The sequence below is a fragment of the Photobacterium sp. 2_MG-2023 genome, from assembly GCF_030547675.1.
In the GTDB taxonomy this organism is placed as follows: domain Bacteria; phylum Pseudomonadota; class Gammaproteobacteria; order Enterobacterales; family Vibrionaceae; genus Photobacterium; species Photobacterium arenosum.
On record NZ_JAUOQQ010000014.1, the window covers coordinates 29,582 to 50,628 of the forward strand.

Genomic DNA, 21,047 nt, shown 5'->3' on the forward strand with positions numbered 1-21,047 from the left:
GATCTGACAACGGGATCAACTTATCTATATCGTTCATCGTAAACTTTCTAATTTTCATATATTCTCCGGCATATAATGTTGGCAATCTTCATCAATTTTAAAAAAAGCCCTCATCAGTAAGAATTGAACGAATCATTGAATATGCACATTTTGCAGCTTTACCATTGCATCCTGCAATTCTAATCAGATTCTTATCTCTCACTATTTTAGGATATCCAGATTGTGTTAGAGTAAACATGCAGGGTTTAATTGCTATATTCTGAATGTTACTAAACTTTTCTTTAATGAAATAAATTGCATCTGCATGCTGATATTCCCTCGAACTTGAATTTCTAAACCAATCGATAATTGAAGACTTGGAATCGAGACACTCCGGCTGTATTTCCGAAAATCCTATTTTCAACTGACCAACACAACGAACTTTGTCATATTGGTATACACCGTAACATTCTGTAAATTTTTCATGAGAAATGGGTACTAAAAAACAAAAATCTTTAACTCCTGCATCATGTTCAAAGAAGTACAACGATTTCCCAGCAACCTTACCAATAGATAAGTCATCTAAACAAATATAAGCCCCCCTTGTATCAATTATGCGCTTACATACAAAAGTACGCATTTTCGACTGAACATAATAATGAGAAAACATTTTGCTATATTCTATGTTTGCTATGTTTTCAATAAATTTTACTCCATTTTCAACTGCCATACTTTTCAATGTATTGATGTAAAGCATCGGATTCAGAATTGCACCATTTCTAGGTGCTCCGTCTATACTCTCGGTGCTTTCCGCTTGTGCATGCAGCTTTTGCCAGGCATGTGTTGACTGATAAAAATCTACATCCCGGTAGAACGGACTATCCAAATTAACTGATATTTCTTTATTAAATTTATCAGATTCTTTAGCCATATCATTCCAATATGGATCTTGATCATCGAAATGCACAATCCTAGATTCATCAAAATGACTAGAATATATTTCATTTCTAAAAGCATATGGTGTTGATATATTTAAAATATTTCCGTATTTTTCAGACAATAAATAGGTAGCCATTGAACCTAAAATGCCATTGCCCAAAACTATGATATCATAAATCATAATTCAAACTCTAACTTAGAAAACCCATAATGTTCATAATTATTTAATTTATTATCACAACTGTTTTTTAAAACATAACTATATTTAGGTGCAATCGGGTATAGCAAATTTTGTAAAGTCTTATACACATCATCTTTTGTAATCTCACCAGCATGGATCATTCTTTGCAGATGCTTTAACTTAAGTTCACAGTCTTTTGCTATCTCCCTTATAGAAAATTGCCCTTTCTCCTGAACAGAAAGAAATAACTTATCTCCTAGTTTACCATTTGTTCTTTTATTTTCTATTTGATCACAGGATGTCAAAATATCATTGACCAGTGAGCAAAACCTTCTCCCTTCAACCAAAAAATGCTCCAGGATAAATCTTTGTTCAGAATATTCAGGTGCAAATTTTGCCAAATAAAATCGAATCGCATCAGAATTGTATTTCTGCGCAAGATCGATTGCCCAAATAGCATGTCCCTTACTGGTTGAAAATTTATCTGAATCCAAGTTATAAAATTGATTCGTATAAAATTCTGAGACTTTTGGCAGTTCCTTTTTAATACGTAATCCTGCTACTTGTAATGCCTGATGAAGAAAAACATAAAAAAATGAATTATCAAAACCTAAAAATTGTACATACTCCTCTTCACCTGTCATTTCGCCTGACGCTTTATTCAAAAAATACAAGTGTCCAGGATACATCTCAGCCCATACATTCAAAACTTGACCTTGCAATCCCAAATCTTCAAGTTTAATTCCACGAGGTAGCTTATGTGATAATATTACCTTTGGTAATCGATTAATTAATATTCTGTCGACAAGTAATTTTAACCGTGGACGCATCGAGATATTTGATAAATTTTTTTCGATCTCTCGTCTGAACTCTTCTAAATCAATGACTAATCTTGGTTCATTTTTTTTAATTAGTCGTGATGGGTTGTAATTAATGAGATCTGTTCCATTGTTGGGAAAACCACACGTTTCACAAATTCCACCACAACACTCATCAAAACATTCTTTACATATTCCAGATATAAAGGACTCAATCGGATATTGATTCGTAATTGGGTCATAATAAACTTCTGTTTCAACAATTTTAATTTGTTCAGACTTATATAAATCACTAAAAAAACTTGTAACATAATCTTCATACTCTTTATCATGTTCTCCAAAGAGGTTAATATCAATCGAGAATGATTCAAGAACTTCAAGGATTTCGTGTTTTGACTTTTTAATTAATTCAGTCGGGAAAACATTTAACCGCTCAGCGGTTTTATCTACATAGGATTGATTATCATCAGTGCTGATACAATAAACGGTTTTTTCTTTACATTTTTGAATTCTTTTGTATATATCAGCGGCAAGATATGGCCCACTCATGTGACCTAAATGTAAGCTACCGTTTGGGGTTGGTGGTGGTGAAACAATAAACATCCTTGGTGAATTATTTCCACTAATCATTTTTACTCCATTTATTTTAATCACTGCTTTAAATACGATAGACTGAAATCACCGCTATTATCGGTCGCTCATCAAAAACTTTGATAATTTATCTAAAAATCAATGTATCAGATCTTATTTTTTGAACATCTCATAAGTTTTCTTATGACCTCCTATACAACACCTCTATCGTAAACCAGACTTTCCTTATGCTGAAAAATCTCTTACGACTTAGATACCGATCGCAATAAGCCGCTAAACTTTTGACGAGCGATCTGCAAAAAATAATGATTTTAATCTCCACCATTTATCGATGAATCCCTTCTATACGGTTTTACAGATGCCCCTCACGAAATCAAACAACACAACAACCAAAATGAAACAATGTACAGATAATAAGTCAACCATGTTAACATTTCCAGACATAAAGATGAATTAACCAACAAAAACACACCTTATATTGACAATATTGTAATTAACAATGTGACTCTGCTTCCGTGGGTATCATTACTTGTCTTGAATGCGATTAAATACTTCTATCGGATGGTTTTCGACACCACCTCCCCTCCTTGAATACTCAGCTCCATTTAATAAGCGCACCAAATATTGATTCAAAGTATTCAACCCTGTACGAAAAATTTAATTTATCTGAAAATAACTTTTCCTCTCCGATTTCATCGATAACTCCGAGATTCAGACCACCGAGGAATCAATTTCTGATGCTTTTTGATTGATTGTCAGAAAGATGAGGAAACTTTAGTTTTTTATATCACTATCAATTGACTTATTATTGATGTAACTATTTTTAATGTTCTCAGTTCACAGGATGAAAACGTTCACAGTGACGACTCAGACTATCCGCAGATAATATTCAATACTGTCTTATTTCATCAGTCGCCGTTGATAAACTCTTGGCAGGACGTCAGACAGCCTCAGCACCGCATCAGAGGCTTTCCTGAAAGTTAAATAGTATTTATCGTGACACAATTCACCAGGGCTAGAGCACACTTTGTAAAAAACGTTAACAAATGCCTATCATGCAAACATTTAGTATGTTTTTGGCTCGATTTCTATAGGCGTTAAAACGTAAAAGTGCATATATAGGCGTAATTATTGCCTCGGAATGCAATGTTAATGCGATTTAACAAAGTATGCTCCTGCCCTGCACAATTCACTGAGCCACTGATTCGAGGTCATCTCTATTGCAAAGCAAACCTCATCACTTTATATCGGTGACACTACCGACTCACTTTGTAGGTCGATAGAGCATTTTCAATCTGGCTTTCCGGCGTTGTATCAGCGAATAAATGGTAACCAGGTGCAACAATTTTCGAGAATGATTCAATACGAATCTCAAAAATGTTCTTTATCGGATACTTTTCATCAGCCAATTTGCGTAACTCAGACAAGTAGCCTTCCCACCGACTATCTTCCTGATTTACAATCCTTGCACTTCCGGTAACCTTAAACCCGCGTTGTTCAAAAACATCAACGAAAGACACACAGACTTGAGGATTCAGCAGAATGTTTGTTTCGCTCCCTGGTGAAGCAATGTTTGCAATGAGCATCAATGTCTCATCTAAGAGCGTAAAAATCTCTTTCGGAGATACATTGGGTCGTGAATCATGTCCAACAGTCGCTAACCAGCACAAAACACTTCTGTCAGCGTACTCTTTCAGCTGCATTTTTCGTCTCCTGAGAATACCGTTGCATAATTTTTAATATCCGCTTCATTCATTGTCAAAAAAAAAAAGCAGACAGACATCACACCTTCGAATAATTTCATTTCTACCCCCTGTATTGCCCCATTGCTGAACGGCAATGAAGCGGTTGAATCCCCATCAATGTGCACAGGAAAAACTACATCGCTCAGGACAAGACGCGATGAAGATATGTGAATCGGAGGTACATACGAATGATTTGCCGCAACACGGTGGCAACGTGGTTTCCCGTTCAGAGATTCGTCACCAGACAAGTGATTCAGCCCGACTGATTATCTGCGCGAAAAAAAGCCCCGAGTCTAACTCGGGGCCGTTCTTCAATATCAGCATGACTTTCTGCTATGCATGCAGCAGCGCCATGGATTCTCTGGCGATCACCCATTCTTCATTGGTTGGTATCACCATTGCCATAGGGGTATTGGGTTTAGTGATCATGCCTTTTGCGCCGAAACGGGCGTTAGCATTACCCGTGGCATCTTCGCGGTAGCCGAAAATTTTCAGGTACTTAAGCACTTCACTGCGTACCGGCAAGGAGTTTTCACCAATGCCGCCAGTGAATACGATGGCATCCAACTCTTCCAATGCCACCATGTAAGAAGCAATGTATTTCGCCACCCGGTAAGTGAAGATTTCGAAAGCCAGTTTCGCACCGGCATGGCCTTCTTCCATGGCTTCAACAATGCCGCGACAGTCGCTGGTTAAGCCGGAAACACCCAGGAAGCCTGCTTCTTTGTTCAGGGCTTGCTGCACATCCGCCTGACTCCAGCCTTTGTTGATCAGGAAATCCACGATACCCGGATCTAAATCGCCGCAGCGGGTGCCCATCATCAGGCCGGCTGTTGGGGTAAAGCCCATACTGGTATCAACACTCTGGCCATTACGCACCGCACAAATCGATGCACCGTTGCCTAAATGCACAGTGATCACATTGGTTTTTTCTGCCGGTTTCCCCAGCTGTTTGGCCGCTTCCTGACTAACAAAGAAATGGCTGGTGCCGTGAAAGCCATAGCGACGGATACCCAAGTCCTGATAAAGCTTCTGAGGCAACGCATAGCGATACGCTTTAGCAGGCATACTTTGATGGAAGGCTGTGTCGAACACTGCGTACTGCGGCAGGTAGGGGAAAGCACTGATCGCCGCGCGGATGCCGATAACGTGCGCCGGATTATGCAATGGCGCCAGCTCACTCAGCGCTTCAATCTCTGTCAGCACATGTTCATCGATTTTCACAGTTTCACTGAAACGCTCGCCGCCATGAACCACACGGTGGCCAATGGCAATGATGTCCTGCTTCAGGCCCAGTTCATCGAGCAATAGCACCAGACGATCAATCGCCTGCTGATGATGATTGCCTGTCGCTTCCAGCGCAAAGCTGGATTTCTCACCGTCATAGTTCCAGCTGACAGAGGCATCGCTGAGACCAAAGCACTCCCCCAGCCCTGTCAGTCTTGCATCACCACTGACGGCATCGATCAAAGCAAATTTAAGCGAAGAGCTTCCGGAATTAATAACGAGTACAAGTGAATGGCGCATGGGGATTCCACCAGAAGATTGTCGGCTTATTTGGCACTCAGTGCCCCCTGACAACAGATGTTGTCGGCACAGATGCTAATAAATTGATGTGGAGCAACAGATTCATAGCATCTTGTGCTGCACCATAATACTCAATTTTTTTTGAATGATTCAACACAATATTCAAATTTAATGTAAAAATACAAAATTTTTTTGCAAGGAATCAAAAAACAGAGCGATAGTTCAACAAAGAGAAGAGATGTACATCCGCTGATCCGTCACGGGTATAGCGCCTAGTTCGCTTCAGACGAAGACAGATACCTTTGGTACATAGCCTCAACGTCGTTGCTGCACATCACATCCATATTGGCTTTCAGCATGGATAATGGCCAGTCCCACCACTTCATTTCCAGCAGCTTAGCCACCTCGCTGCCGTTAAACCGTGACTTAACAACTCTGCCAGGATTACCGACCACTATACTGTAAGGCGGAACATCTTTGGTGACCACTGCCCGCGCGCCAATCACTGAGCCATCACCTATGTGTACACCTGGCATAATGACACACTCACTGCCAATCCAGACATCATTGCCGATAACCGTATCACCCGCTCTGGCAAAACCGGCTTTAACTTTGTCACCAAATTCACTGACCTCAAACGGATAAGACGATATCCAATCGTGTCTGTGTCCCTGATTGCCTGCCAGCATAAAAATGGCACCCGAAGCGATCGAGCAGAATTTACCTATGATGAGTTTATCGACCTCACCAAAAATGCCGGATTCCCACACCGCTTTTGTGGAGTGATCGCCCATCAGGTAACGTACGCAATGATCTTCAAAGTGCTTGTCGTGGTAATAGCCGGAATAGTAAGTAAAGTCCCCGACAATAATGTTCGGGTTAGTCACTTTTTTATTCAGCTCATAACCACCAAGCCAGGAAGGAAAGATAGTCGCCATCATTACCTCATACTCAAACATGCGCAAAAAACTGCGACTTTTAATGTCAGTATAATGTAACTGTCTGGAAGCAGCCGCGCTATGCTGTCACCCAACTAAGACAACAACTCAGCAACGGCTGAAAAATGGCAGAGATTTCGCTTATGCGGATGACACTGACTCAGCAGCGATCATTTCACCGCTCCAGTCTTTTTTTGCCGTATTTTGTGAACCGTTACCCTGCCCGGACGCAGAAGGACCAGGATTCGTTTGCACCGCTGAATCCACATCAATGTCTTCATTGATGCGGCCTAAAGCGGCGTCCAGCTCAGCATCAGTCGGACGGTATTTAGACCTGTCATACATTTTGTCGAGCAAATCCATGGTGGAATGCACAGGTACTGGCGGGTTGTGCAAATACTTATAAATCTGCTTAGCCACTTTCTGAACATTCAAAATTGACTCAATGCCCACATGCTGAACCGCTGTATCCCGCTCTTTTTTGGCATCCAGATATCCCGAAGCAAACGCCACAGAAAACCAGATATACGCAACAGCGGCATCGGTCACATTGGTAACTGGCTGGTCATTGTTCAGATGCATTTTCCCCGCCAGATACTGAGCCTCCAGGTTGCCGAGCTCGGCCGCTTTCTCCAGCCAGTAGATGGCTCGCCGGCGATCTCGCGTCGCCCCCACTCCGGTCTGGAAACAATAGGCGACTTTAATACAGCCCATCGCATCGTTATTCACGGCCGACTTTAAACGCCAGAAAAAGGCACGACGCGGCGATGGGGTCGGATTCGACTCCACCACGTACCAATCACCCAGAAACAGCTGCGCCGGCACATATTCCATTTCAGCCGCTTTGATCAGGTGGCCGACACCCGAAGTGGTATTGATCGCAGTACCATAGCCTCGGATCTCAAAACGACCGAGTTCAAACAAGGCCTCTGGTTCATTGTTGTTTGATTTGACCAGACACTCCCAATAGCGCGACTTGGCTTCACCGTGAGGATCATCAACATCCTGACGACTCAACCGTGCCAACGCATTCTGTCCGATTTCATTCCCTAGTTCAGCAGCTTTCTGGTACCAGCCTAATGCCACACGGAGATTGCCAACTTCATTTTCCTTCGCTAACGATAAAATGCTGGGAATATGACCTGACTGCGCCTTTTTGACTTTTTCTTCGTGTTCAACAGCCTTTGCCTGTTCTAATACCTGTCGGTATTTTTCATCCTTGAGTGCCTGCTCTCTGGCAGCCTCACGAACGTCTTTCATCAGTGCAAAATACCGGGAAACCGCCACAATCAGCAATACAATGCCCAGGCAAACGCCTAAACCGAGTTGTGACATAACCCCTCTTAAAACAAATCTGTATTCTTTGTAATAACGGCATTTTGGGATAAATCTAAAGTTATATTTTCTCTGATTTTGAAGCTGGTCAGATCAGGGTACCGAAAACAGCACAAAAATCCCGGTTTGAGCAGAGATTCTGCGAAAACCGGGACAGAAAAATCACCAATGTCTGCGACGCTTAATCCAGCGAAATGCCGTTCACAGCCAGGCTGACTTCCACATTTCCGCGTACGGCATTGGAGTAAGGGCATACCTGATGGGCTGACCTCACCAGTTCAATGGCTGCTTGATCATCCATCGTCAGTTCAACGGACAAATCAACCGCTAACGCAAAAGCGCCACTTTCTTTAGCCAGTAACCGAACCTTTGCTTCTGTCGGTGCTTCACGCAAGCCCAGTTTCTGAAGACCCGCAATATGCAGCACTGCATTTGAGAAACAAGCCGAGTAACCCGCGGCAAAGAGTTGCTCTGGATTCGTAGCTTCTCCGCTGCCGCCAAGTGCTTTGGGATAGCTCAGAGAAACATCCAGCAAACCATCATCACTCTTCACCTGACCATTGCGACCAGCGCTTGCTTTTGCGGAAGTGGTGTAAATTGTTTTCATCAGATAACCTCTAACAATTAAGTTGTGTGCAATTTAATTTCACGCAATCTTAGATCGATTTTCAGTTCGAACGCAAGTATATTGTGCGCAATTTAATTGAACTCTATCCATTCAGGAGATGGAACATGGCCAATTCCACTGAAATACCAGCCCGAGTCACACTGGATGACATGATCTGTTTTTCGCTGTACAGCGCTTCTAACGCCATGATCCGCGCTTATCGGCCCATACTGGATGCGCTCAATCTCACTTATTCGCAATACATAGTGATGTTGGTGATGTGGGAAAAAGAATGCCTGAGTGTCAAAGCGTTAGGCGAGAAAGTTCATCTCGATTCAGGCACATTAACACCGCTGCTGAAACGCCTTGAAGGGAAAGGACTGGTCAGTCGCAAACGCAGTGAAACGGATGAACGAGTTCGCGAGATCAGCCTGACAGATGCAGGCAAAGCCCTGCAGCAGAACGCGCAGCAAGTGCCAGCCGCATTGTTTTGCAAACTGGATATGCCGCTGGAAACACTAAAAGCCCTCAAATCCACCTGCGATACGCTCTATGCCCAACTGTCTGCTGTAGAGTAACGGGTAAAAAAATGCGCAGCCAAAGCTGCGCATTCAGAGAGTCTGGGTTTGCTAAAGGTTTTAGTCAAACTCTTTCAGATTCTTCTCATAGGTATCGAACTGGGCGTGCAATTCTGAAGACGCTCCCCCTGTCATTTTGCTGACTACAAGAATGGCAACCGTAGCAAAGACAAATCCGGGAACAATTTCATACATGTCGAAGATGCCGCCTGTCAGTTGTTTCCAGATAACCACGGTCAGGGCACCGATAACAATACCCGCCAATGCGCCGTTACGGTTCATTTCTTTCCAGTACAGGCTCAGCAGCAGAGCAGGACCGAATGCGGCACCAAAGCCCGCCCAGGCGTAAGACACCAGACCCAGCACTGTGCTGTCAGGATTCATTGCCAGCATCAGTGCAATAATCGACAGTACGATAACCGCCACACGACCCACAGTAACGATTTCTTCTGTTGAGGCGTTTTTACGGATCACTTGCTTGTAAAAATCTTCAGCCAGCGCGGAAGACGACACCAGCAACTGGGAGTCAGCCGTACTCATGATCGCCGCCAGAATCGCCGCCAGCAGGATGCCGGCCAGCACTGGATGGAAAATGGCATTCACCAGCAACATGAAGATTTTTTCACCATCTGCCAGATTACCACCCAGCTGGTTATCGGCATACAGAATACCGACCAGACCCACCAGGATCGCACCGGCCATAGACAGCGCCGACCAAATCACAGCGATACGACGCGCCGTTGTGATATCACGGTTAGAACGGGTGGCGTTAAAACGTGCCAGGATGTGAGGCTGACCAAAATAACCCAGGCCCCAGGCGGCCAGAGAAATAATACTGATTACCGTCAGCGGCTCACCTTTCACGTCGTTAAACAAGGTCATTAATTCCGGGTTCTTGGCTTCCAGAGACGCCGCCAGATCGCCAAAACCGCCTTGCATTGCTGCGATAGGCACTATCATCAGTGCCGCCGCCATCAGCAGGCCCTGCACCAGGTCAGTCCAGGATACCGCCAGGAAGCCACCAAACAGGGTGTAAGACACTACGCAGAGCGTACCGATCACAACGGCAATTTTGTAATCCATACCGAATACGGTTTCAAACAACTTACCGCCTGCCACTAAACCTGAACTGGTATAGAAGAGGAAAAACAACAAAATGAAGAAGGCTGAAATTGTCTGAATGAGCTTGGAGTTATCTTTAAAGCGGTTCGACAGATACTCAGGAATGGTGATCGCATTTTCAGCGGTAATGGTATAAGTACGAAGACGCTTGGCACAAATCAGCCAGTTCAGGTAAGTACCTAACAACAGGCCACCCGCCAGCCACAGTGATTCGATACCCGCTGCAAAGGCATAGCCCGGCAATCCGAGTAATAGCCAGCCACTCATATCAGAAGCACCGGCAGACAGCGCCGCTGGCCAAGGCCCTAGCGAACGACCACCAAGAAAGTAATCAGATGAGTTGGCAGTACGTTTATAGGCGTAATAACCGATTGCAAGCATAGCAATCAGATACACGATAAACGTGCTTGTGATAGCAAAGCTATTTTCTATCATGTTTGAGTTCCCTCATTATTGTTGCTCCCGTCATTGCAAGAGCTTATTGAATGATGCTGATTTAGTTCAGCCTCTGTGCTGACTGGGTTCTGCTCCACCTCGTACAACGTACCTGAGAGTCCTTGTTAAAAAACCGCCAATCCATCGATTGACGGTTCAGGTCACGAGTCACTGGTAACAGTCACCATCAACATTAATGTGCTTCTTCGCCACTCCCCAATTCCAACAGCGTCGCGTTTCCGCCCACCGCCGTGATATTGATGGTACGTGTTCTTTCAGTTACGAAACGCAGCGAATAAGTCGGGCTGCCAATCACAGGATAAGATTCAAAATCCGACTCTGCAATCAACTGGCCCAGCAGCCCGTCACGGGCGGCTAAATCACGGGACAGCGACAAAGCTGTCTCGCGCTTTCCTGCAAACACCACACCGGCAACACCAGCATGGCGTACTAACACGTCAAGTTCGTTAGTGCTCACTGACTGTACAACGCCTTTCGGAAGTTCAGCCTTTTCCAATTCAGTGACAATTTGCTGAGCTGATTTCTCGTACCCTTCCGGCAGAGACAACAGCACAGTATTCCCGGTTACCAAAGCGGCCGTCAGTTGGCCGGCAACTGCCACCAGAGGGGTTGTCGCTTCGGCTGTGACCACAAAAATACCGCGGCCGGCGCAATACAGTTCATTGGTTTCACCGGTTGGCCCTGGCATTAATTCCGTTTCTGCCACATGCTCGTTGGCATTGCGGCACTGAAACGCCACCATAGCTGCCACTTCCGCGTCGAGCGTGCTGCTCCACTGAGTCAGCTTAGTAATACGTTTTTCATAGCCCTGGCCATTCCAGTTTTCCCAGGCTGCATTGCTCTGATCGACGAGCGCTTGAATACTAGTTGTCATCTTTCTTTCCTTCCCAATTCCGGCAGCCATTACGCAGTGAACACATCTTTAGTGAAGCGATACAGGTAGTGCGGGCCCCCTGCTTTCGGACCTGTACCAGACAGACCCTGGCCACCAAATGGCTGCACACCCACCACAGCACCAACCTGATCGCGGTTGATGTAGCAGTTACCCACACGGGCACGGCGTTCAATATGGCTGTACGTACGCTCGTTACGGCTGTGAACGCCCATAGTCAGACCAAAGCCTGTTTGGTTGATTTGGTCAATCACCTGATCCAGCTCGTTTGCCTTAAAGCGCACGATATGCAGAATCGGGCCGAAGTTTTCATTCTGCAGTACCTTGATACCGCGAATTTCAAACGCCGTCGGCAGAACAAAATCACCATGGCTGCAATCTGGGCTTATGCTGGCCTGAGCCACCATTTTGGCCTGATTTTTCAGCGCGCCAATATGGGTCAGCAATTTCTGCTTGGCGGTTTTATCAATAACAGGGCCAACATCGGTGCTGTGCAGTTCAGGACGGCCCACCGACAATTCGGCCATAGCGCCTTTGATCAACGTGATGATGCGATCCGCCACGTCTTCCTGTACAAACAGCACCCGCAGCGCCGAACAACGCTGACCGGCTGACGCAAATGCCGAGCGAACCACATCGCGCACAACCTGCTCAGGCAGTGCCGTACTGTCGACAATCATGGCGTTCTGACCCCCGGTTTCCGCGATGAAAGGAACAGGATCGCAGTCACGCGCCGCCAGTGTGCGGTTGATGCGCTGTGCCGTCTCTGTCGAGCCGGTAAAGGCCACACCCGCAATACGTTCATCAGAAGTCAGCACTGAGCCCACTTCCGCACCACGACCAGGTACGAACTGGATGACACCTGCAGGTACACCTGCTTCCAGCATCATCTGGATTGCACGGAACGCAATCAGCGAGGTTTGTTCAGCCGGTTTACACACCACTGTGTTACCCGCTGCCAGTGCCGCCGATACCTGACCCAGGAAAATCGCCAGAGGGAAGTTCCACGGACTGATACAGGCAAAGACACCGCGTCCCTGATACGACAAGGTGCGTGACTGGCCATCAAAAGCAACCACTGATTTGCCTTGCGCTAATTCCGTGGCCGCCTGATGGGAGTAAAAACGCAGGAAGTCTACCGCCTCGCGGATTTCGTCAATACTGTCCTGAATGGTTTTACCCGCTTCACGATGACACAGTGCGACCAGTTCACCGGTATTTTCTTCCAGCAGATCAGCCAGGCGCTGCAGGCAGGCACCGCGCTCTTTAGCAGGAGTGTCAGACCAGCCAGGGAAGGCTTCGGCGGCGACATCAATCGCTTTTGCTACCAGATCGCTTGAGGCAAAAGCCACTTCACCAACAGATTCACGACGGTCGTAAGGGGCCGTAACGTGGAAAATATCGCCTGACTGTACTTCGCCATTAACAATAGGGCCGGCTATCCAGTGATGCGTTTTGAATGCTTCGACCGAATCACGGAAAGGGGTCCATTCAGATTCGATCTCAATGTTAATACCGGCCGAGTTCTTGCGATCGTCACCAAAAATATCTTTTGGCAAAGGAATTAAGTGGTTATGCAGGGTCGGGCGCGAGCGCAGCACATCAACCGGGTGATGTACCAGAGAGTCAATCGGACAGCGCGCATCAACCAGGCGGTGTACAAAAGAACTGTTGGCGCCGTTTTCCAGCAGGCGGCGTACCAGGTAAGGCAGCAAGTCTTTGTGGCTGCCGACCGGTGCGTAAATACGCACATTCACACCGTAGATGTCCATCACATGGTTATACAGTGCATCGCCCATACCGTGCAGGCGCTGGAATTCGAAATCGCGGTGTGTGGCCATCGCCAGAATGGCAGTGACAGTGTGTGCATTGTGGCTCGCAAATTGTGGGAAAATCAGGCCACGAACATGGGCAGACAGCAGGAAGCGGGCACACGCCAGATAAGAGGTATCCGTCGCCTCTTTACGGGTATAAACCGGATAGCCTTCATAACCGCTTTGCTGACACATTTTCAGCTCGCTGTCCCAGTATGCGCCTTTCACCAAACGCAGTGGGATCACATCGCCCTGCTCTTTACTCAGCGCCGCCAGCCAGATCAGCACAGGCAGAGCACGTTTCGAATAGGCCTGCACAACCAGACCAAAACGCCCCCAGCCTTGCACTGTTTCTGAACGGTACAGTTTTTCAAACAGTTTCAGCGACAGTTCCAGTCGATCCGCTTCTTCAGCATCAATGGTGATACCAACGTTCAGCGCACGGGCGCGTTTCAGCAGCTCCAGCACTGTGTCGTACATTTCTGTCAGCACACGGCCTTCATTGGACACATCGTAGCGCGGATGCAATGCCGACAGTTTAATGGACACAGTCGGGCAAGGAGAGTTGGAGTGCTTTTTATTATCCAGACCCACAGCCTCGATAGCTTCAATGTAATCGTTAAAGTATTTCTTGGCGTCGTCCTGAGTCAGCGCCGCTTCGCCGAGCATATCAAAGGAATACGTGAAGCCTTTATCACGCTTGGCCTGACCGTTCTTCATCGCTTCAGCGATGGACCGTCCCAGTACGAACTGGTGACCCATGATTTTCATGGCCTGATGCATCGCCTTGCGAATAACAGGTTCAGACATCTTATTGGTCAGACGGTTGATCACCCGGGCCGGGCTGCCATCTTCCTTAGATTCCATGCTGACGACTTTACCGGTCAGCATCAGGCCCCAGGTAGAGGCATTCACAAACAGGGAATCAGAGTTTTTAAGGTGAGACTTCCAGTCCGCCACGCTCAGCTTATCGCGGATAAGTGCATCAGCAGTGGCCGTATCCGGGATACGCATCAGGGCTTCGGCCAGACACATCAGCAGGATGCCTTCTTTGGTGTCCAGGCTGTATTCCAGCAGCAAGGCATCGATCATCTGGATCGCGGTACGATCTGCGCGCACCTGCTCGATCAGGCGTGTTGCCTTCTCGACAGTGAACTGGCGTTCTTGTTCAGAAGGCTCAGCCAGGGGCAACAGTTGTTCCAGCCAGGCAGATTCTTCTACCGAGTATAACGGTGAAATCTGCTGCCATAGTGCATCTAAAGGTTGCTCAATAAAAGATGGCTGAAGGGCATCTGCCGCATTGAACATAGTCATTCCCTCAATATAGTGGACCTGAATAACCATCAACACAGTTTGTCATGTGATTCAGGATAAATGTTACACCAGTGTTACTTTAGCGGGGGATTTTATTTCGTACCTGTCCCAGAGTCTTACCAAAAACTCCGATAATTTATCTAAAAAGTCCGCTTTATAACAAAATCAGACCCAAGTATTTAGCAAAAAATACTGTTTTCTATTTAATTGATGTAAGAAACAGCAAACAGTCGGTTCTGATGCCCGATCCCCTTATCAAATGATAGGGAAAGTCATAAAACTGTGGTTGAAAATAGTGAGATAAGCAACTATCGGCTAGAGGGCAGCCAGCAACGTCTGTGCTGACAGTTGAGCAAATCCGGCTATCAGTTCCACTGACGGCGGTACTTAGCGGGTGACACCCCGAAATGGCGGGAAAAGGCCTGGGTGAAATTACTTTGGCTTGAAAAGCCACACGCCTGAGCAATCTGGGCCAGACTCAGGCGCGACTCTTCCATCAGATGACGGCACAGCTCCAATCGCTTTTGCAGCACATACTGGTGCGGCGTGACACCGGTCTGCTCTTTAAAAACAACGTGAAACTGGCTTTCACCAAGGAAAACCAGCCCTGCCAGCTGGGCGACAGTGATCTTACGCGAAAGATGCTGATGGATGTAATGATCAAGAACATCCATGTTCAGGCGCGGCAGATAGCGTTCAGACGCCAACGGCTTGAAATGTCGCTGCAAAACACACATCAGGGTATCAGTACAGGCTTTACTCAACAGCCAGTCGTCCGGGTTACCGAGCATTTCTGCTGAAAGAGCGCGGATCAGCGTCTGCGCCTGGTTATCAAGATGAAAGTAGGAGGATTGCTCGAACAGCCTCTGCATGCGCTCGACGCCATAGTCGGGTACAGCATCACTGACAGACACATTCAGCACCAGAATCTCATTGTTGCCCACGCCGGAAAAACCATGTTCAGATTCTGCCGTCACCAGACACCCCTGCCCCGGACAGACCAGACTGCCATAACCTTCAATTTCAAACTCAGTTTGCCCGGACAGAGCAATCACTACCTGATTATATCCATGGTTGTGATGATCCATCTGTTCAGGCAACTTCATGATTTCCGCCGGTTTGAACCCTGACGGATGGGTACTATCCTTCATCTGTTCTTCCTGCGTGAATAATTGAGGTATGCCATCTGGCGCGATATAAAGGCGAATCATAATAGATAAGCCCCGACAATGAAAAGAGGCTGGCTAATTTCTGTTGATCTCGCACCAGGCCACCTTGATCATCTTTCCAGCGCAACAGCCCGATTTCGATCAAAAACACCTCGGAAGCGTGATCAAGACTCAACTTTTTACGGTCAATGTCATTTGGATTTTATCCCGCTGAATTTTCAGCCACCACAACACCTTGCCCCCGCGCTGAAAGAGAAACGGGCAAGACGTTTGTTTTCTCGTGCAGAGAAAACAAAAATACCATTAAAAATCAATATAATACAAAAACAACTCTTGATTTTTTATCCGATCTGATTGCTTTGCCTCCTTCCGAGATGAGCAATGGAACAGCTTTTCAATCAAACCCGCTTGATCATACTTTCAAGGTTTGCGGCAGATGGTGTGCTCTGGTTTGTCAGATTATCAAGGATCCTGCTTGATCATCTTTCCAGTCAAAATGACAATGGCCGTTATTTATCCTTACTTGATCATCTTTCCAGTGTAATCGCTCTGCTTATATCGGCTTGTAACAGATATTTTCCCATCCTTTACTTTGCGAGCAGCGAAAGGGAACAGAACGAAAAAATGTTACAGATAAACCGGTTAGTGGCTGTTGCCTGAACCGCTTTGTGATAAAACGTATGGCTGTTTACCCGAGTGGAAAGAACACGTAATGGACGAATTTCTCACGCAGCTTTCATTTTCATTTACCGTTACAGGCCCTATTTTTATCATGCTGGCGTTGGGAATAGCCTTAAAACGCTGGGGAATCATCAATGATGCCTTTACACAGGCCGGTTCCAAGCTGGTGTTTACCGTTACCCTGCCCACATTATTGTTCCTCAATCTGGTCAATGCTGATGTACACCAGTTGGGCAGCGGGGAGCTCTTTATCTTTGCCGCGTTAGCTAACATTGCGATATTCCTCTTATTTGAAGTGATTGCCGGAAAGATGATCAAGGAGCCATCTGAACGAGGAGTTGTTGTTCAGGGCGCTTTTCGAGCCAATACGGGTATCATAGGCCTGGCTTATGTGGCAAATGCGTACGGCGAACCCGGCATAGTGGTCGGTGCTCTCTATGTTGCCGTGATCACTGTGCTTTATAACATCATGGCCGTGATCACGCTCAGCCGTTCCAGCGCTGCCAATGCTTCCCTTGATCATCGTTTCGTCGTGAAGTCGATCATCACCAATCCCTTGATCATCAGTATCTGCAGCGCTCTGCCTTTTACTTTTCTCGATCTCCGGCTGCCGGATGTTGTGATGCAGTCGGGCCGGTACTTTGCCGACATGACATTACCTCTGGCGCTTCTGTGTACCGGTGCCAGCCTGGATCTGCGACAGCTGAAACAGGAATCAGGCAATGCCAACCTCTCAACCAGTGCCCGTTTGATCATCGCTCCGTTACTGATCACCTTCGCTGGCTACTGCTACGGTTTCCGAGGCACAGAGCTGGGCATTATCTTTCTGATGAGTGCTGCCCCGACAGCCGCTGCAAGCTACGTCATGGCACGGGCAATGGGGGCCAACGCCAGTCTGGCGGCCAATATCATTGCGATGACAACACTTGGCTCTATGTTCACCTGCAGCCTTGGCCTGACTTTGCTAAAAACAGTCGGAATTATCTGATTTATGATCCAAAAATAGAATTGATAATCACTCTCATTTGATATTAAATAAGAACTATTCCTATTCAGTGTCGTTTGAGTGTGACCATGACATCTCAGGTTAAATCCGCGCCTTTCCAAAAACTGGGTTATCGCTGGCGTCTCGCCAATAAACGCCTTGTGCTTCCCGTCTTGCTGATAGCTATGCTGGCAGCACCTGCGACTCGTGAGCTGACAGTGAGTGTGCTTGCGGATGCGTTCTGGCAGGTCGCCGCCTACGTCGCCATCACTCTCGCACTGTATCACTCTCTGTCAGAAAGACTGAGCCATCAGTCCGCTGTAACCCTACGGCTAAAAAGCAGCCGGCGATATCAGGTTGTCTTTGCATCTGTTATGGGTGCCTTACCCGGTTGCGGAGGCGCAATTATAGTGATCACGCAATTTGTGCGTGGTCAGTTAAGCTTTGGCTCTGTTGTCGCTGTGCTGACAGCCACTATGGGGGATGCCGCCTTTCTTTTACTTGCGGCGAAACCGGCCACCGGACTGTTCATTATTATGATCGGTTTAGTGGTTGGCATACTCAGTGGATGGCTGGTCGATACGCTTCATGGCGGTGCCTTTTTGCAACCCCAAAACGCTGAAGCGACGGCATCTTGTTGTCGCACGACCTCATCCCGTAACCAGGCACCAGCGGTTCGCTGGCAGGGAACCTTCTGGCAGTGGCTGCTGATTCCCAGTGCAGTGATCGCTGTGATGGGCTCGTTTCAGCTCAACACAGATGCACTGTTACATTTACCCGAGGGTAGCATCACTGTATTGGGGGCGTTTTTTGCGCTGATCGCCATGTTGCTCTGGTCACTTAGCCGCGACATCCAGGGTTATCAGGATGCCGTTTCCGAAGATCCGAAATCTGACAAAGCCAGCCTGTTTCAGCGTGTGGCTCAGGACACGAATTTTGTCACTACCTGGGTAATTGGTGCTTTCCTTTGCTTTGAAGTCACCATCAAGCTGACAGGCTGGGATATAGCTGCGTCTCTCAGCCATTGGAGCGCTGCACTGCCGTTAGCCGGTGTATTAATAGGTCTGATTCCTGGCTGCGGGCCGCAAATTCTCATCACTAGCTTTTATCTTCACGGCGCGATCCCTATGTCGGCACAGTTGGGCAATGCGCTGAGCAATGATGGTGATGCGCTCTTTCCCGCCATTGCACTCGCTCCCAAGGCTGCGTTAATTGCTACTGTGTATTCCAGCCTGCCTGCCTTATTTGTTGCTTACAGTTATTATTATTTTTTTGAGTAGTATCACTTTTTACATATACACTTACTGTCTGATTGCATATTTATGGGCTACCGACGTATTTATTCGAGATAAAACACAAAAAAAATCGACCTCTGGTCGATTTTTTATTATCTTATGCATCCAATTCTTATCGTTTAATAGCATCTGGTGTCATATTGCAAACGGTAATTAATCTCAGTTCACAACCATCACTTATTGTCAATAGGTGATTTCCCCCCTTAACGAAAAGAGACCGCTTCACTATAGTTGCAACTGTAGGCGGTTGAGGAAACCCTTTCTAAAATCGTCTGCAGTATCCTAACCGGATACATCCCAATGAGGTTCTTTGATATATACCCTCTTATCAAAGATGCAAACTTGATTGGATACCTCTTCTACACGTCGTACAGGATTGAACTCTTCGGAGTTAAACTCTTGTCTTTGCCGGCCAGTTTGGCCGGCATTTTTTTCTATTTTATTCCATACTTGTCTAATTTTTCAGTCAGCTAATATTGTAACATTCTGCGCTTCCATTAAACTCAGACCTAATCCACCCACCAAAATAATAAACTCTGGCGTAAAGCGTGAAAGATTCACTCGATCCCACTTTGTTACATATGTTTAATCAGCTTCCTGGATGTTGGGGTTGTAAAGATATACATTCTGTATTTGTTTATGCCAATCATGAATATGGAAAAATTATAGGTGTAGGGCACCATTTAGACTGTGCAGGACGCACAGATTTCGACATGCCAAGCCCCACCATTGAGTGTGCTGAAAGCTTCAGAGATCAGGACAATCAAGTCATGCTCAGCGGAAAACGCATGCGAGTACTGGATATTCACCCGTACTCTGATGGTAACTGGCGGGCGCACTTGTTCACGAAAATGCCATGGCATAATGAAGAAAATGAAGTCGTCGGCACCATCTTTTCCGGCATTGAACTGAAAGATACCGCAATTCTTGAAGTCGGTCATTGGATTTGCAGGGCTGCAGGCCTGAATGATCAACACCAAAAATCATTCAGCCTGGACCTTCATCGCCAAAAGGTGCAGCTTAATACGCGAGAATCTGAAGTCTTGTTCTTACTGCTTTACGGTAAAAAACCTCAGTACATTGCTAAGGTGCTCAATGTTTCAGTGAAAACAGTTGAAAACTACGTGATTAAGCTTCGCGAAAAGTTTAATGCTAATTCAAAAAATGAACTGATCGATTTAGCTTTAGATCTCGGCTTTGGCTCGCACATTCCTGAAAGCATGCTTACCAGTCAGCTATCCATCATTCTGAAAGAATAACCGTTACAGAAAGGCCACGAGCGGTGGCCTTTCTGTGTCTGTTTACGGCGCTAAACGGTCAATATGCCAATGATCAGCTTCACGCTCGTACAAGAAACGGTCATGCAGGCGATGCTCGCCACCTTGCCAGAATTCCATTGATGTCACTCTCACACGGTAGCCGCCCCAAAAAGTAGGAAAGGGTACTTCGCCTGCGGAAAACTTCTTTTTCATTTCCATGAATTTTCCTTCCAGTGCCTGACGAGCGGTTAACCTGGCGCTTTGCTTACTGGCCCAGGCTGCAATCTGGCTCTCTTTAGGTCTGGATGAGAAATATTTCATCACTTCCAGCGTGGTCAGTTTCTCTGCTATCCCGGTAATATGAACTTGTCGCTCCAGCGGGTGCCAGGGAAAGTGTAGGCTGATTTTATTATTATGCTCGATCTGAGATGCCTTTCGGCTGCCTAAGTTGGTATAAAAAACAAAACCTTGCTGATCAAAATGTTTCAGCAATACAATGCGCTGAAAAGGTTGACCCGTTGCGTCGACTGTTGCCACCGTCATTGCGGTAGGATCGGTCAAGCCCGCTTCAATAGCCTGCTGCAGCCAGTGATTGAAAAGCTCAATCGGTTGTTCCGGCAGATCGTGGCGGCGCAACCCACCCCGAGTGTACTCGCGACGAATATCAGACAGCTCCATTGTATTCTCCGTTTACTTACTGCCAGGGCTCACCAACACTATGGTTCAGTGAACTCAGGCTAGGACTGGTTAATGCAGCAAATTGTCCGCCTTAGTGTGTGGAAAAACAAGCACCTCCTGCAAAGTAAGCTGTTTTTATTGATG

At 46.4% G+C, this 21,047-nt stretch carries 17 protein-coding genes; 5 read left to right on the top strand and 12 right to left on the bottom strand.

Going from position 1 to position 21,047, the window contains the following annotated elements:
• Positions 1-97 precede the first annotated feature (97 nt).
• The 7 genes from Q4491_RS12670 to Q4491_RS12700 form a co-directional block, all read right to left on the bottom strand.
• Positions 98-1,099 (bottom strand): hypothetical protein, encoded by a 1,002-nt coding sequence (locus Q4491_RS12670; RefSeq protein WP_303457905.1) that lies wholly within the window; start codon positions 1,097-1,099, stop codon positions 98-100.
• Positions 1,096-2,547, bottom strand: a complete 1,452-nt coding sequence (locus Q4491_RS12675) for a class I tRNA ligase family protein (protein ID WP_303457906.1) — start codon at positions 2,545-2,547, stop codon at positions 1,096-1,098. The genes Q4491_RS12670 and Q4491_RS12675 overlap by 4 nt, the downstream gene beginning before the upstream one ends.
• A 1,217-nt stretch (positions 2,548-3,764) precedes the next feature.
• On the bottom strand, positions 3,765-4,211 hold the full coding sequence (locus tag Q4491_RS12680) for a pyridoxamine 5'-phosphate oxidase family protein (protein WP_218385041.1): 447 nt from the start codon (positions 4,209-4,211) through the stop codon (positions 3,765-3,767).
• Positions 4,212-4,586: 375 nt separating this feature from the next.
• Entirely contained in the window at positions 4,587-5,780 is a 1,194-nt protein-coding gene (locus tag Q4491_RS12685) for an acetate/propionate family kinase (RefSeq protein ID WP_303457907.1), read from the bottom strand.
• A gap of 272 nt (positions 5,781-6,052) precedes the next feature.
• Entirely contained in the window at positions 6,053-6,721 is a 669-nt protein-coding gene (locus Q4491_RS12690) for a CatB-related O-acetyltransferase (RefSeq protein WP_218385045.1), read from the bottom strand.
• Between the two features lie 138 nt (positions 6,722-6,859).
• Entirely contained in the window at positions 6,860-8,053 is a 1,194-nt protein-coding gene (locus Q4491_RS12695) for a tetratricopeptide repeat protein (RefSeq protein ID WP_192016124.1), read from the bottom strand.
• A 181-nt stretch (positions 8,054-8,234) separates the two neighbouring features.
• Entirely contained in the window at positions 8,235-8,660 is a 426-nt protein-coding gene (locus Q4491_RS12700; protein WP_218385049.1) for an organic hydroperoxide resistance protein, read from the bottom strand.
• 125 nt (positions 8,661-8,785) lie between these two features.
• Between Q4491_RS12700 and Q4491_RS12705 the strand changes: the two genes are divergently transcribed.
• On the top strand, positions 8,786-9,238 hold the full coding sequence (locus Q4491_RS12705; RefSeq protein WP_218385052.1) for a MarR family winged helix-turn-helix transcriptional regulator: 453 nt from the start codon (positions 8,786-8,788) through the stop codon (positions 9,236-9,238).
• Between the two features lie 60 nt (positions 9,239-9,298).
• On the opposite strand, the gene putP is transcribed toward Q4491_RS12705, so the two are convergent.
• The 4 genes from putP to Q4491_RS12725 all read right to left on the bottom strand — a co-directional run bounded on the left by putP (position 9,299) and on the right by Q4491_RS12725 (position 15,987).
• Entirely contained in the window at positions 9,299-10,795 is a 1,497-nt protein-coding gene (gene putP / locus Q4491_RS12710) for a sodium/proline symporter PutP (protein WP_218385054.1), read from the bottom strand.
• A gap of 193 nt (positions 10,796-10,988) precedes the next feature.
• The gene (locus Q4491_RS12715) at positions 10,989-11,690 is read right to left on the bottom strand and encodes an aldehyde dehydrogenase family protein (RefSeq protein ID WP_192016128.1); all 702 of its coding nucleotides are present in this window, start codon (positions 11,688-11,690) and stop codon (positions 10,989-10,991) included.
• A 29-nt stretch (positions 11,691-11,719) separates the two neighbouring features.
• Entirely contained in the window at positions 11,720-14,830 is a 3,111-nt protein-coding gene (gene putA, locus Q4491_RS12720) for a bifunctional proline dehydrogenase/L-glutamate gamma-semialdehyde dehydrogenase PutA (protein ID WP_303457908.1), read from the bottom strand.
• Between the two features lie 371 nt (positions 14,831-15,201).
• Positions 15,202-15,987 (bottom strand): AraC family transcriptional regulator, encoded by a 786-nt coding sequence (locus Q4491_RS12725; RefSeq protein ID WP_303457909.1) that lies wholly within the window; start codon positions 15,985-15,987, stop codon positions 15,202-15,204.
• A 206-nt stretch (positions 15,988-16,193) separates the two neighbouring features.
• Between Q4491_RS12725 and Q4491_RS12730 the strand changes: the two genes are divergently transcribed.
• From Q4491_RS12730 to Q4491_RS12745, 4 genes are all read left to right on the top strand, one after another.
• Positions 16,194-16,484, top strand: a complete 291-nt coding sequence (locus tag Q4491_RS12730) for a hypothetical protein (protein ID WP_303457910.1) — start codon at positions 16,194-16,196, stop codon at positions 16,482-16,484.
• 233 nt (positions 16,485-16,717) lie between these two features.
• The gene (locus Q4491_RS12735) at positions 16,718-17,674 is read left to right on the top strand and encodes an AEC family transporter (RefSeq protein WP_192016132.1); all 957 of its coding nucleotides are present in this window, start codon (positions 16,718-16,720) and stop codon (positions 17,672-17,674) included.
• An 86-nt stretch (positions 17,675-17,760) separates the two neighbouring features.
• On the top strand, positions 17,761-18,951 hold the full coding sequence (locus Q4491_RS12740) for a putative manganese transporter (protein ID WP_192016133.1): 1,191 nt from the start codon (positions 17,761-17,763) through the stop codon (positions 18,949-18,951).
• A gap of 563 nt (positions 18,952-19,514) precedes the next feature.
• A complete protein-coding gene (locus Q4491_RS12745) occupies positions 19,515-20,225 on the top strand; it encodes a PAS domain-containing protein (RefSeq protein ID WP_237795435.1) in 711 nt (236 codons plus the stop codon).
• Between the two features lie 42 nt (positions 20,226-20,267).
• On the opposite strand, the gene pdxH is transcribed toward Q4491_RS12745, so the two are convergent.
• Positions 20,268-20,903, bottom strand: coding sequence for a pyridoxamine 5'-phosphate oxidase (pdxH, locus tag Q4491_RS12750; protein ID WP_237795436.1), 636 nt, complete (start codon positions 20,901-20,903; stop codon positions 20,268-20,270).
• Positions 20,904-21,047: the final 144 nt, after the last annotated feature.